Genomic DNA, 13,656 nt, shown 5'->3' on the forward strand with positions numbered 1-13,656 from the left:
TTACTTCTCAACCTCCACGCCCATGCTGCGTGCTGTTCCAGCAATGATCTTCTTGGCAGCTTCGATATCATTGGCACTCAAGTCAGCCAGCTTTGTCTTGGCGATTTCAGTGAGCTGATCCTGACTCAACTTGCCGACCTTCTGCGTGTGAGGCACGCCGCTGCCCTTCGCCAGGCCAAGAGCCTTCTTGATAAGTACCGCAGCAGGCGGAGTCTTCAGGATGAATGTAAAGCTCTTGTCCTGATAAATCGTGATGATGACGGGAAGGATGAGTCCTGCCTCATAGCTTTTGGTCCTGTCGTTGAACTGCTGGACAAACTGCGGGGCGCTAACGCCCTGGGGTCCAAGTGCAGAACCAACGGGAGGAGCCGGTGTGGCTTTCTGGGCAGGAATCTGCAATTTTATAATTGCAGTCACCTTTTTCTTTGCCATTTTTTTCTCCTTACGCGCCCACCCCGGCCTGATGTGGCCTGATTGTTCAGGGTGTCGCGTTGGTCATAACGCCTGTCATACGATCAGGCTCCCAAAAATCCCGTCCAATGAACGGGAGTGCGAGATAATGTCAGTGCGAGGACTGTGAAAAAAAACATGGGCGCACAGGAAAATGTGCCCTTCATCCGATGTCGGCGTCGTCCTCAACGACCGCCATCGTCCTTCTCCACCTGGAGGAAACCGACTTCAACCGGAGTGGAGCGTCCGAAGATGCCGACGCTCACGCGCAGGCTATTCTTCTGTGTGTTGATTTCATCAATCGTCCCCGTGAAGGATTCAAACGGACCTTCGATGATCTTGACGACCTCTCCGACACTGAAAGTCTGCTTAGGCTTGAAAGTCTTTTCGGTTTTCATGTCACCGGTCTTCTGGAAGATGGACTTCACTTCCTCTGCGGAGAGGGGCTGAGGCTTCATGCTGTCATTGGGCGTGACGAATCCGGTCACTCCCTGAATCCTTTTGATCTGGGAACAATAGGTCTTCCAGCTATTCTCAGGCAAATCAAGCTCCACAAGAATGTATCCGGGGAGAAGCTTACGCTTCACCTCACGTTTCTTTCCATCCTTGATGTCCATTACGGTTTCCATGGGAACCTTGACATCAGAGCATACGGCAAAGAAATCGGGGTCGGTCTCCATCATCTTGCGGAGGATTCTCTCGATTTTCTGCTCATAGCTCGAATATGTATTTACGACGTACCACGCTTTGGACATGTATCTTCCTAGAAAATAAGGTAGAGACCCTGGAGAAGAAGAAAATCAATCACGCCAAGGAACAGCGCGGCTGCGACAGTCGCGACGAGCACGACCTTGGTCGATGCCACAACAGTATCACGTCCCGGCCACACGACCTTCTTCATTTCCTGACGAGATTCCTTGAAATATGCAATCAGTTTCTTCATGCCAGCCCCCTGGTTTATCATGGAAAGGCCTACAGGCCAGGTAGGATTCGAACCTACAACACTCGGTTTTGGAGACCGATGCTCTAGCCGTTGGAGCTACTGGCCTATATGCCCTTCCATGCAATGCGAATCCTATTTGATCTTTGTTTCCCTGTGCAATGTATGCTTACGGAGTTTCGGACAAAACTTCATCAGCTCAAGCTTGCCAGGAATATTGCGACGGTTTTTGGTCGTCGTATAGTTTTTTTCTCCACATTCGGTGCACTGGAGAGCAATTTTCTCAACCGGCCCCTTTTTCTTGTCTGCCATAGCAAAAAACTCCTCCCTGGGAAAATCCAGGTCCTTCACCCGCCAGTCGGCGAGAAAATGAGAAAGCCCTCGAGCGGATTTGAACCGCTGACCCCCACCTTACCATGGTGGTGCTCTGCCAGCTGAGCTACAAGGGCAGAAAATTCCACGCCCCTGCACCGGAAGAAACCTTCCCTTCTCAAGACGCGTAGACGACACCCTACCAAAACGGGGTTCTTTTGTCAATATTGAAGCAGGAGTCATTATAGCTTTAATCCGCATATGCGGGAAGTCCCCTTCAACGCTTTTCTTAATCGCTTTTCTTAATTCTTTCCACGTTGCCGTCTTTCCTTCTTAAGAGATTGACCAATCATCGGCTCCAAGCCACAATAAGAAACATGAACATGAAAAAAAGTTTGGAAATCATCCGCTCTAAAAAAGCCTTCATCATCGACATGGACGGCGTCCTGTATCATGGGAACAGACTCCTCAAAGGAGCCTCGGAATTTGTCAATTGGCTTGTGAAGGAAGAAAAAAAGTTCCTTTTCCTGACCAATTCAAGCGAAAGATCCCCACTTGAACTGAGCCAGAAGCTGGCACGTCTGGGCATTGCCGTAGGAGCCGACCACTTTTATACCAGTGCCTTGGCGACCGCCTCATTCGTAGCGTCCCAGATACCCGGAGGCTCCGCCTACGTCATTGGGGAACCCGGCTTAATCAACGCTCTTTACGATGCCGGCTTCACCATGAACAATGTGAACCCGGACTATGTAGTCGTCGGCGAAGGCCGTGGCTACAGCCTTGAGGCCTTGGATCGGGCAGTCTCCCTGGTCATGGGAGGCGCACGTCTGATTGGCACCAACCCCGACCTCAACGGACCTGCCGAACAGGGCATAGTTCCCGCCTGCGGCGCACTTGTCTCGCCCATAGAGCTTGCCACCGGGACAAAAGCCTATTTCGTAGGAAAGCCCAATCCCCTGATGATGCGCCACGCCCTGAAAAAACTTGAGGCCGAAACGCAGGACACAATCATCATAGGGGACCGGATGGATACGGACATTGTTGCCGGCATGGAATCAGAAATTGAGACCGTACTGGTGATGAGCGGCGTCACTCGCCCGGAAGACATAGCAACCTTTGCCTACCGCCCCCGTCATACTCTTGAAGGAGTGTTTGAGATTCCGGTATGAAAGGACGGTAAAAACGGTAAAAAGGACAATATGGAATCCCGGCACAGAAGGCCGGGATTCGCGTCCATTCACATTCAGGCCAATGGCGCGTCCAGCTTGCGGATGAACCTGCTTCCTGATTGGAGGTATTCGATTGCCTGCACCGCCGCGCTCGCCGCGCTGGTCGTCGTCGTATAGGGTACACGCTGGCGCATGGCAACCATGCGCAGACTCTCTCCGCTTTCCTTGGAACGACTGCCCATCGGCGTGTTAATCATCAGGTCGATGCGCCCTGCCATCAGATGGTCGCTGATGTTCGGATGACCTTCATGAACCTTCAGCACCGTCTCGCAGAGGATGCCCGCGTCATAAAGGTCGCGTGCCGTCCCACGAGTGGCGGCAAGCTCGAATCCCAGCTCATGGAGCTTGCGGACAATGGGAATAATCGTAGCGCGATCCCTGCGGTTGACAGAAATACAGACCCTGCCGGACGTAGGCAGGGAGTTGCCCGCGCCTATCTGACTCTTGGCGAACGCCTCGCCGAAGCTGGTACCCATGCCTATCACTTCTCCGGTAGATTTCATTTCCGGACCTAACTGCGGGTCGATGTCGGCAAAGCGATCAAAGGAGAACACGGACTCCTTGATTGCCCATCCATACCGGCATGAGCCTTCCCCAACGCCTCCCTTCTTGTCAACGAGACCTTGGGTGACCAAGTCCTCGCCTTCCCATACCCTCACTGCTACCTCGACAAGATCAACTCCTGAAGCCTTGGAGATGAAGGGAACGGTACGCGAGGCGCGGGGGTTTACCTCAATTACGTAGAGCTGGCCGTCCTTGACGGCGAACTGGATGTTCATGAAGCCCTTGATGGACAGCGCACACGCCAAATCCAAGGCGGCCTTGCGCATGGCATTGAGTACTTCGGGCGTAGACTTGTACGGAGGGAATACAGCAGCGGAATCACCACTGTGGATTCCAGCGGCCTCAATGTGTTGGAGAATGCCGCCGATATAGAGGGATGTGCCGTCGCTCACCGCGTCAAGGTCGTATTCAAACGCATCCTCCAGGAACTTGTCCACCAAAAGAGGAGAAGCTGATGATACGTTCACCCCGCCATCAAGGAAGCCCCGGACAGCATCATCGTCAAAGGCAATGAACATATTGCGCCCTCCCAAGACATGGGAAGGACGGAGCAACACAGGATAGCCCACTTCGTTGGCGTGGGTCATGACCTCTGACGGAGAATAAGCCGTGCGGTTCTCACTCTGATGGAGACCCAGCTTCCTGATCAAGGCAGCAAACTTTCCCCTGTCATCGGCTATGCTCACGTCCGCGGGAGACGTGCCGACGACCTTAACGCCATGGGCGACCAGCGTGTCCATCATGTTCAGGGGGGTCTGTCCCCCCAACTGGAGTACTACCGTGCGTGTCTTTTCCAGCTCAAGCACCCTCAGCACATGTTCAGGAGTCAGCGGTTCCACATAGAGCCTGTCTGAAATGTTGAAGTCGGTGGACACTGTTTCAGGATTGCTGTTAATCATGATTGTCCGATGTCCCAGCTTCCGCAACGCAAGGGAACTCATTGTGCAACAGGTGTCGAACTCAAGTCCTTGACCTATGCGGTTAGGGCCGCTGGCTATGATGGCCATGGCATCCTCTCCCAACGCGCTGCCTTCATCCTGTTCGCCATAGGTGGTGTAGCAGTACGGCGTGGAGGCGGCAATCTCCCCGGCACAGGTATCGACATAGTGGCGCACGGCAACAATGCCTTGTTTTTTTCGCGCGACACTGATTTCATCAGCTTCCACCCCACAAAGGCTGGCAATCCTTTCATCGGCAATGCCATCGCGTTTTGCTTCCATCAGCAGGGAGCGTTGCTCAGAATCGACTATCGTCCTTCCCGCACAAACAAGCTGTTGCTCTCGGTCGGCAAGCCGTACAAGCTGGTAGAGAAACCATGAGTCATAGCCGGTGACAGCGGAAACCTCGGCAATGCCGGACTCCCCGGTACGGCGCAGTACGGAATACGCGGCCAGGAAACGGTAAGGATGGGCGCAGTGGAGGATTGTATCCACATCATCAGCGGAGAAGCCTTGGACATCCTCCAAGGGCAGTATGCCGCCAAGACCGCGTTCTATGGCGCGGAAAGCTTTGTTCATCGCCTCCAAAAGGGTACGCCCCATGGCCAACGCTTCTCCTACACTTTTCATCTGGGTTCCCAGAGCATTGTCCGGCATAGGGAACTTTTCCAGCTCAAAGCGCGGTATCTTCACTGAAACATAATCAAGCGCAGGCTCAAAGCAAGAGCGGGTCATCCCGGTGATTTCGTTGAGGACTTCGTCGAGGGTGAAACCGATGGCAAGTTTGGCGGAGCATCGGGCTATGGGGAAACCTGTAGCTTTGCTGGCAAGGGCGGAGGAACGGGAAACACGGGGGTTCATCTCTATCACGACCATGCGGCCTGTACCAGGTTGGACGGCGAACTGGACATTGGATCCTCCGCAGTCCACACCAATCGCCCGCAGAATATCAATGGAAGCTGTGCGCATCTTCTGGTATGCCTGGTCGCTCAATGTCTGTATTGGAGCCACAGTTATGCTGTCTCCAGTATGGACACCCATGGGATCAACGTTCTCAATGGAGCAGACGATGATGGCGTTGTCGTTCTTGTCACGCATCACCTCAAGTTCAAACTCCTTCCAGCCCAACAAGGACTCCTCGACCAAGACTTCACCTACCGGACTTGCTTCAAGGGCATGTTTCATGGCGGGATGAAATTCTTCCTCGGAACGGATTATGCCACCGCCCATCCCTCCCAGGGTGAAGCTGGGACGGAGTATCAGAGGAAGACCGACAATCTTCTTGAAGGCTTCGGCTTCCGCAACGCTTTTCACGGTGACTGAACGGGCGGACTCCAATCCCAGGGACGTGATGATTTCCTTGAAAAGCCTCCGATCCTCGGCAAGTTCAATGGAATTGATGCCTGCGCCAATCACCTGTACGCCATACGTATCAAGGATTCCTTTCTTGTGAAGCTCGATAGTCAGGTTCAGGCCAGTCTGTCCCCCCATGGTGGTCAGGATGGCATCAGGACGCTCGCGGGCAATGATATCAGTCACGTAAGGAACGGTGAGGGGTTCCAGGTAGATGGCGTCTGCGATGCCCGGCGTGGTCATGACGGTGGCCGGATTGGGATTGACCAGGACAACCTCGTAGCCTTCTTCCCGCAGGGCCTGCACAGCTTGGGTTCCGCTGTAGTCGAATTCGCACGCCTGGCCGATGACGATGGGACCACTGCCGATTACCAGTATCTTATGGATGTCAGTTCGTGCCGGCATGGTGTATTCCCCCTTTTCCAGATGTGTCCTGGCGTGTGCCGTGGCTTATGCCTTGCCGTGTCTTCCATGCATGGGCGAAAGCAATGAAATCATCAAACAGACGGCGGGCATCCCATGGCCCCGGAGATGCTTCAGGATGGAACTGTACGCTGATTACGCCCTTTTGTTCATCCTTCAGTCCTTCGACCGTACCGTCATTGGCGTTCACATACGTGATGACCGTTGATTCCGGCAGGCTTTCCGCGTCAACTTGGTAGCCATGATTCTGGCAGGTGACCATGACTCGTCCGCTTTCCGTCTCGCGCACCGGCTGGTTGCCGCCATGATGTCCGAATTTCATCTTGCTGGTAGTGCCTCCCAGAGCTTTGCCAATGAGCTGGTGACCAAGGCAGATGCCAAGCACGGGAATCTTTCCCATCAGGGAACGGACAATATCAGTCTCATGGATCAGGACAGCGGGATCCCCCGGCCCGTTGGACAGGAATATGGCGTCATAGGATGGTTCAGCATGAAGCAGTTCCTTTGCGCTGGTTCGGGGTGGAACAATGTCCACCGTGACGCCACGGGACAGGAGCTGGTTCTGGATGGACTGCTTTTCGCCGTAGTCTACCAAGGCGAAACGCATGCCGCCGCTCTGGGCTGGGGCATGCGTGCTGGTGGTCTTTGCCCCGACCGCCCCGACAAAATCACGCGCCTCCATGGGAGGAACGGCGGCAAGCCATGCAAGAACCGTACTGAACGCCTGTGGGTCGGCATCGTCCAGACGGACAAGGACGCCATACATGGCGCCTTTCTCCCTGATATGGAGCGTCAGGGCACGGGTATCCACGCTGGTCAGGACGGAAAGCCTCCAGTCCTCCAGAACTTTCTCCACGCTGAGACGACCTTCGGGAACCGGTCCCGTATAGAGATCTCTGACAATCAGGGCACGGCAGGGTGGCGGGATGCAGACTGTTTCATTCCAGTCAGGAGAGCTGCCGTAGTTGCCGATATGGGGGCATGTCATGACGATAATCTGTCCAGCATAGGACGCATCGGTCAGGATTTCGTGGTATGCTCCCATGGTGGTGTTGAAAACTACTTCCCCACAAGGAGCCTGTTCTGGTGATAAGTCGGCAAGGTCGGAGGCCGTGGGTATGGCAAAGCCCTTCCCTGTACCCTCGAAACGAGTGCCGTCGGCAAGAATAAGGAAAGTCTTTTCCACGTTCACCTACCTTTGGAAAGGGCCGCGCACACGTTGCACTGGTATAGAACTGCATGCTCCTGCATGAATTAGCCCAAATTGAAGGAATGATATCAGACGTACGCATATTTATGCAAGGGAACTGAATGAACATACTGTCTTTTTTTAGCCGGTTTTTCTGGTGTCTTTCGACTGTTTCCTTGAGGGGAGTCCGATATTTTTTGGACAACAGAACTGGGAATGTCGCAAAAGCTTACGGCATCTTCCTTTTCTTCATAATCTATATTTTTTCATGTCACACGCTTAAAAACGAATCGGCAGACAATATTAACATCTAAAATCGTCAAATAACCCAAAAGTATTATATGGTTTTCTCTGCTTTTCATGCAAAATCATACCTTTGGGTAATAGCAAACTGCCATCACCATGTTTATACTATTTCCTAATTACTACCATATGCGTAAGCTGGCATGTCATCATCTTCTTCACGGAGAAAACAATGAGAGAGAGAGAGAGAGAGAGAGAGAGAGAGAGAGAGAACGAAAATCTGAGAGATCTGCGTATGAACAAATCTAGCAGACCAGGCTTTATAGTTCTTACGACCATTCTGATACTACTTGTTGCCTTTGTTTCATGCGCTGACAAACCGAACGTTTCAAGCTCCAACACAATACGCTTCATCTCCGAGATAGGACGCAAGGCCACCGCTGACTCCGGCTGGAGTATCGGGGACGCGGTCGGCATCTATATGGTGGAGGCCGGTGAGGACGTGGCTACTGTCGCCGCGACCGACCGTGACAATGTGCAGTACGTGGCAGATACGGCGGGCATCACCTTCTCCGGCTTCTCCCCTGTTGACGCCTCCAACCCCTTGAAGTGGGATGACATCTCCACCCCTGCCATCACACACTTTGACTTCATCGCCTACTATCCCTATGTATCATCCATCGCTGATACCACGGCTCTACCCATACATGTCTATCCACTTGGTTCCGGGGAACAGGATACCGGAAAGGCCGACTTCCTGTGGGGGAAGAAGGCTGGTGTCCAGAACAACACCTCTACGGTCAGCCTGACGCTCAGTCATGCCCTCTCCCGCCTTGTTGTCAACATCTCTCCGAGTACCACCGTTGATAAGGATGCCATCACGGGCGGTACGCTTGTCGCCACTGTCACGGGCATGAACACGCAGGCAACAATCGACCTGGACAGCGGAGATGTGGCTCCTGTCGTTCCCAGCGACATTGATGTCGTCATGAAGGACATCTCCGGCACGCTCACAGAAGCGGAGAGGACTGCGGGCAAGCGGCGGTATGAGGCCGTGTTGATACCGACGGACAACACTACCGCCCTGTCCTCCCTTGGTCTGCGTTTCACCTTGGGTGGCGAGACATATGAATGGGCTGCTTCCAGCGTAGCGTCCTCCGATGAGTACAGGATTGTCTTGGAAAGCGGCAAGACTCATGTCTACAACATGACGCTCAATACGGCGGCGGATAAAGTCGCCGTCGCGGAGATTCTCATAGGGATAGTGGACTGGGACACCGGGAGCGGAGTAAACGGGGCAGCGGAAAAGGCATACCGCCTTTCCTTTGACGGCAACAACGCTACAAGCGGTACTGCGCCGGGAGCGATACTTGCTCATGGGGGAAGCCAGGTCACACTGTCGGCTCCTGGAACGTTGGAAAAGGATCTCCATTACTTCTACGGATGGAATACTCTGCCTAATGGCAACGGAACCCACTATGCCGTTGGTGAGTCCTTCACCATGCCCGCCGATAACGTGACGTTGTATGCACAGTGGCTGGTGAAGGTCGTCAAGTCAGTTTCCGCCGGAGGTTATCACACGATGATTCTGAAGACGGACGGCACGCTCTGGGCGACTGGATACAACTATGATGGTCAACTGGGTGTCGGTGATAATACCGACAGAAGCACACCCGTACAGGTCAAAGCCAGTACCGCTGCCGACGACTTCATGACTGATGTCGCGGATGTCTTCGCTGGAGAGAGCCATACGATGATTGTAAAGAAGGACGGCACGCTCTGGGCAACGGGATACAACAACCATGGTCAATTGGGCGTCGGTGATGACATAAGCAGAAGCACGCCCGTGCGGGTCAAGGCCAGTACCGATCCCGACGACTTCATGACTGATGTCGCGGCTGTCTCCGTCGGAGGTGGGCACACGATGATTTTGAAAAAGGACGGCACGCTCTGGGCGACTGGATACAACTATGATGGTCAACTGGGTGTCGGTGATTATAACGACAGAAGCACGCCCGTGCCGGTTCCATCCATGAATACTGATCCAAACAATCCTGTCGTGGCCGTCTCCGTCGGGTTTTCCCACACGATGATCCTGAAGAAGGACGGCACGCTCTGGGCGACTGGATCCAACGGAGAGGCTCAACTGGGTGTCGATGATAACCTAAACAAAAACACGCCCGTGCCGGTTTCGTCCATGGGAAATCAGGTCGCGGCAGTCTCCGCCGGAGAGACCCATACGATGATTCTGAAGAAGGACGGTACGCTCTGGGCGACGGGATACAACGGATACGGTGAACTGGGTCTAGGCAGCAGCAGTTTGGGAACCAACATAAGCACGCCCGTGCCGGTTCCATCCATGAATACTGATCCAAACAATCCTGTCGCGGCTGTCTCCGCCGGAAAGCTCCATACGATGATTGTGAAGAAGGACGGCACACTCTGGGCGACTGGACTGAACGATTCTGGTCAACTGGGTGACGGCGATAATACCGACAGAAGCACGCCCGTGCAGGTCAGTTCTAATGTCGAGGCTGTCTTCGCCGGAGGTTATCACACGATGATTCTGAAGAAGGACGGTACGCTCTGGGCGACTGGAAACAACTGGGCTGGGCAACTGGGTGTCAGTGATAATACCAATAGAAGCACGCCCGAACAGGTAGTTTTCTGACCGGAACATGATGAGATACCGGCGTACACGCCAACCAACAGGTTGTTCCGCCACGCCGGTTCCATCAGTACGCCAGAACGGTTCCTGTCTCGGTTTCTCCTGCGCTGTTGTCGAACACCACGGTCGAACCGAAACCTGTGCATCCATTGGCAAGGAACGTATCCGTAGGACTGGCGAACTCCTCATGAGCAATTACAATTGTGTACGATCTATCATCCTTTTCCACCACCCAACCACCTATGGTGTCGGCGGAAAAAGTCAATCCTTTGAAGTTTGAAGTCACCGGCACTTCCCGTATCGTTCCCGGAGAACCACCCCGAATGCTTGTGGAGGGGGAGACAAAAACGACATGAACCATGCAGGAGAACCCATCTGCCCATGAGGTACGGACAAGCGTCCGGGTGTCCTCCAGCTGATTGTAATGCCGGGACATGCGACTTGGATGTATGGAGGTCGAGAAACCCTCTCCGGGGAATACGATGCGCACATCATTCCTATTGCTGGAGAAACGATATTCAGAACCGCTCCCTTCAACCTTCCCGCCACTGCCAAAATGCAGGAAAGTCTTGTATGAATGGGAACCACAGGCATATGCCTCATCACAGACGAACAGGATATCAGGACGGATGAAGATGATGCGCCGGTTGACGAATACCCCCTGGCCACAGTATCCGCTCTGCCCTCCTTCGGCATATGCCATGCCGTTCCTGTCCGCGTACCGGACGTTGACCGCCCTGCTGAGGTTCCGGCATTCCCAGCTGTCAATTCCCGTGTAAAGCGATTTCCCGTCCACGATGAATGTATTATGCGCGGACGAATCCTTAAATTCAAAACGCTCCGGCTTGTTCACATAGGTATAACGTCCCGGATCGACAAGGATATCCTCCCCATGGGAAAAAAGATCGTAATGCATCTTGTCCGCATGACCATGCCCTGCCCCCAAGGTTCCGCAATGGAAACGCACGTAGGTCTCGTCATCATTCCATCCGCTACGGAAGGTGATGTTCCCGCTGTCCGTGAAATGGTGGCTCGTCTCTTGCGGCAACCTTGCCTCAAGACGGTCATACGCCTCAATGCCAGGCACGCCGAAATCCCAGGCACTCTCATAATCAAGGACAGGATAGCCACCACTCTTGAGGATTCCATCAGAAAAAATCAGCGCGGCACGGCTGATAATGTCCCGCATGTCAATATCATCACTGTCACCCATCATTGGCTCATAGCCGTTGGGTTTGCGCATCCAGAAATCAGCCATGGACATTGCCTTGGTTCTTTGTACGAAACCATCAGGCAGACATACAGCCCCCATCCGTGCCAATGACACAACATCAAGGAAGCCGCGCAGGACTTCATTATGGTACATGGGACTCTGTTCCCAGTGCATTCCGTCCGGATAGACCTGGATACGGCTTTCGGCCTCCAGGCGACGGATGGCAACGTCACGATATTCCTTTGTACGCGGCAAGGGAGGAAGAAGCGTCCCGGCCATGAAAAGCCCATGGTTTGCCAGCACTCCCCAGTTGCTCATCAGGTTGTAGCTGTTCCAGATACCCATGATGTACTCCGCATGGTCGGTCACTCCAGCAACAAATGTCCGCAGAACAACATTGTCCAGCAAAGGACTGTCCCGGAAATAACGGATGGTCTTGAGCCAGTTTTCCATGCGTATGCCCGCCTCAATGGTACGCCATGCCGGAGCTGCCTGTGGATCATCACGCTTCACGGTCGCAAGCCAATGGAGCATCTGGGAAATAAAAACGCGGGTATATTTCTCATCTCCTGTCAAGACATATGCCTGTCCCAGGCAAATCCAGAACCGCATCCGATTGAAAGCAAATATCCATTCCGGATCATCACCAGGCTGATGAAGCCAGTCTATCTCGTCGGTGAAGACAACAGGATGGACTGTCTGTTCCATGTCCCACCTCAAATCAAAGACGAACGTACCGGAAGCGACCTCATCGGCCACCCTGATCACATGGCGGCATTCATCCTCATGATGGGCGCGGACAAAAGGAACGACAGATGCAAAGTCGGTGCTGAAATACGGAAGGGAAAAGAACTCTTTCTTCATCATGGCCTCCTGGTCATGGATTCCTACCAGTAGGGCTGCCACGCCGTGGACAGGCGGGACAGATGAGACAGGCGCGTGAGGGCTTCTACATAAAAATAGTCTCCCCATGAGACACATTCATCAACGCCTTCCTCCGTACACGTATTGTATGGTGATTTCTTGCTATACGTGCCGTGGAGCAACTGGCCGTTCGACACGCGGGGATCAGATACGCTATACCCTTCGACCAAGCTCCGCATCAGACGCTTCGCCAGACACGTGTATTCCTGGCCTGTCTTCTCATCTACCAGGGAGGACATTTCCAGGAGACCGCAGGCGACGATTGCTGAACTGGAGGAATCGCGCGGCTCTCCGCTTCCTTCCGTAAAGGTGAAGTCCCAATAGGGCACCAAATCACCGGGCAGGTGTGTGATGAAACAGTCCAGAACCTTGCGGAACAATGCCGGACACCGGCTATCACCGGTATAGCGGTAACTCAAGGCGATTCCGTAGATGCTCCATGCCTGGCCGCGTGCCCAGATGGAATCATCCTTGTACCCCTGGCATGTCTCCCCACGGAGGGGCAATCCCGTCACGCTGTCCATGAAGAATGTATGGTATGTGGAGCCGTCAGGCCGGATTGACCATGCAAGTGAAGTTGCGGTGTGTATTTCCGCAACAGTCCTGTACCGCTCATCCCCTGTTTCCTTGGTCGCCCAATACAACAGCGGAAGATTCATCAGGCAGTCAATGATGAACCTATGGCTTTCCGGCTTGTCCATGGGTCCCCACGCCTGAAGAAATCCACCTTTCCCATGGAACCGGGTGAGGAGCTGGTCAGCGGCAAGCAGGGCTGCCTTGCGGGCTTTTTCACTGCCCGTGAGCAGATAAGCGGACACGCACGAAGGAGAATAGAGGAACCCCATGTCATGATGATCCACCTCAATTTTCCTCTCTATGCGGTGCAGGAAGCTGTCCACCAAGGTCAAGGCACAGGAAAGCATATCCTTGTCCCGCGTCTTCTCCCAGGCAAGCCACACCTGACCGGGCCAGAAGCCGGTAGTCCATTGGTCATTGGCGCACGCAGGATAAAAATTGCCGATACTGCTGTGGTTCTGGCAAACGTGGGTGAAATGCGGGATATTCCTGGCTATCTGCTCGATCGCCCTGTCCAAAGCTCCTGTAATCAACGCGTCATCGGCTTCAGCCGCATGAATCCCCTCATGCATTTCCCGTTCCTCCTTGCTCACGCATCATCCCTTCAAAAGGAATGCTTTCCAAGAGCTTACCC

10 protein-coding genes and 2 tRNA genes are annotated in these 13,656 nt (G+C 53.8%); 2 read left to right on the plus strand and 10 right to left on the minus strand.

All coding sequences use genetic code 11. The features are described from left to right. The 6 genes from rplK to SPICO_RS08815 form a co-directional block, all read right to left on the minus strand. Complete coding sequence (gene rplK, locus SPICO_RS08790) at positions 1–432, minus strand: 50S ribosomal protein L11 (RefSeq protein WP_013740317.1); 432 nt, start codon at positions 430–432, stop codon at positions 1–3. Positions 433–635: 203 nt separating this feature from the next. Then, positions 636–1,205 carry a transcription termination/antitermination protein NusG gene (gene nusG, locus SPICO_RS08795; protein WP_013740318.1) on the minus strand — a complete coding sequence of 190 codons (570 nt, stop codon included), beginning with the start codon at positions 1,203–1,205 and terminating at the stop codon, positions 636–638. A gap of 8 nt (positions 1,206–1,213) precedes the next feature. Continuing rightward, complete coding sequence (gene secE / locus SPICO_RS08800) at positions 1,214–1,393, minus strand: preprotein translocase subunit SecE (protein WP_013740319.1); 180 nt, start codon at positions 1,391–1,393, stop codon at positions 1,214–1,216. 32 nt (positions 1,394–1,425) lie between these two features. Then, positions 1,426–1,499 (minus strand) — tRNA-Trp (locus SPICO_RS08805). Positions 1,500–1,525: 26 nt separating this feature from the next. Continuing rightward, on the minus strand, positions 1,526–1,702 hold the full coding sequence (rpmG, locus tag SPICO_RS08810) for a 50S ribosomal protein L33 (RefSeq protein ID WP_013740320.1): 177 nt from the start codon (positions 1,700–1,702) through the stop codon (positions 1,526–1,528). A gap of 64 nt (positions 1,703–1,766) precedes the next feature. Beyond that, positions 1,767–1,839 (minus strand) — tRNA-Thr (locus tag SPICO_RS08815). 246 nt (positions 1,840–2,085) lie between these two features. On the opposite strand from SPICO_RS08815, the gene SPICO_RS08820 reads away from it, so the two are divergent. After that, positions 2,086–2,871, plus strand: coding sequence for an HAD-IIA family hydrolase (locus SPICO_RS08820; protein WP_148229041.1), 786 nt, complete (start codon positions 2,086–2,088; stop codon positions 2,869–2,871). Between the two features lie 74 nt (positions 2,872–2,945). Here the strand turns inward: SPICO_RS08820 and carB are convergent, their stop codons facing one another. Together carB and carA are read right to left on the minus strand one after the other, a co-directional pair. Then, on the minus strand, positions 2,946–6,191 hold the full coding sequence (gene carB, locus SPICO_RS08825; protein WP_013740322.1) for a carbamoyl-phosphate synthase large subunit: 3,246 nt from the start codon (positions 6,189–6,191) through the stop codon (positions 2,946–2,948). After that, positions 6,175–7,395 carry a glutamine-hydrolyzing carbamoyl-phosphate synthase small subunit gene (carA, locus tag SPICO_RS08830; protein WP_013740323.1) on the minus strand — a complete coding sequence of 407 codons (1,221 nt, stop codon included), beginning with the start codon at positions 7,393–7,395 and terminating at the stop codon, positions 6,175–6,177. The genes carB and carA overlap by 17 nt, the downstream gene beginning before the upstream one ends. A 478-nt stretch (positions 7,396–7,873) precedes the next feature. Between carA and SPICO_RS09975 the strand changes: the two genes are divergently transcribed. Continuing rightward, on the plus strand, positions 7,874–10,312 hold the full coding sequence (locus SPICO_RS09975) for an RCC1 domain-containing protein (RefSeq protein ID WP_013740324.1): 2,439 nt from the start codon (positions 7,874–7,876) through the stop codon (positions 10,310–10,312). A gap of 64 nt (positions 10,313–10,376) precedes the next feature. Here SPICO_RS09975 and SPICO_RS08840 read toward each other — a convergent pair whose 3' ends face one another. Both SPICO_RS08840 and SPICO_RS08845 read right to left on the minus strand, forming a co-directional pair. After that, the gene (locus SPICO_RS08840) at positions 10,377–12,386 is read right to left on the minus strand and encodes a heparinase II/III family protein (protein WP_013740325.1); all 2,010 of its coding nucleotides are present in this window, start codon (positions 12,384–12,386) and stop codon (positions 10,377–10,379) included. Between the two features lie 23 nt (positions 12,387–12,409). Then, positions 12,410–13,594: a glycoside hydrolase family 88 protein gene (locus tag SPICO_RS08845; RefSeq protein ID WP_013740326.1), complete on the minus strand. Its 1,185-nt coding sequence runs from the start codon at positions 13,592–13,594 to the stop codon at positions 12,410–12,412. Positions 13,595–13,656: the final 62 nt, after the last annotated feature.

Origin of the sequence: Parasphaerochaeta coccoides DSM 17374 (assembly GCF_000208385.1) — a bacterium.
GTDB lineage: Bacteria > Spirochaetota > Spirochaetia > Sphaerochaetales > Sphaerochaetaceae > Parasphaerochaeta > Parasphaerochaeta coccoides.

What these genes read in the sequence shown, in the direction of transcription:
- rpmG (WP_013740320.1), bottom strand. Translation starts at nt 1,702, where the DNA reads ATGGCAGACAAGAAAAAGGGGCCGGTTGAGAAAATTGCTCTCCAGTGC.
- SPICO_RS08840 (WP_013740325.1), bottom strand. Translation starts at nt 12,386, where the DNA reads ATGAAGAAAGAGTTCTTTTCCCTTCCGTATTTCAGCACCGACTTTGCA.
- rplK (WP_013740317.1), bottom strand. Translation starts at nt 432, where the DNA reads ATGGCAAAGAAAAAGGTGACTGCAATTATAAAATTGCAGATTCCTGCC.
- secE (WP_013740319.1), bottom strand. Translation starts at nt 1,393, where the DNA reads ATGAAGAAACTGATTGCATATTTCAAGGAATCTCGTCAGGAAATGAAG.
- SPICO_RS08845 (WP_013740326.1), bottom strand. Translation starts at nt 13,594, where the DNA reads ATGCATGAGGGGATTCATGCGGCTGAAGCCGATGACGCGTTGATTACA.
- carB (WP_013740322.1), bottom strand. Translation starts at nt 6,191, where the DNA reads ATGCCGGCACGAACTGACATCCATAAGATACTGGTAATCGGCAGTGGT.
- SPICO_RS09975 (WP_013740324.1), top strand. Translation starts at nt 7,874, where the DNA reads ATGAGAGAGAGAGAGAGAGAGAGAGAGAGAGAGAGAGAGAACGAAAAT.
- SPICO_RS08820 (WP_148229041.1), top strand. Translation starts at nt 2,086, where the DNA reads ATGAAAAAAAGTTTGGAAATCATCCGCTCTAAAAAAGCCTTCATCATC.
- nusG (WP_013740318.1), bottom strand. Translation starts at nt 1,205, where the DNA reads ATGTCCAAAGCGTGGTACGTCGTAAATACATATTCGAGCTATGAGCAG.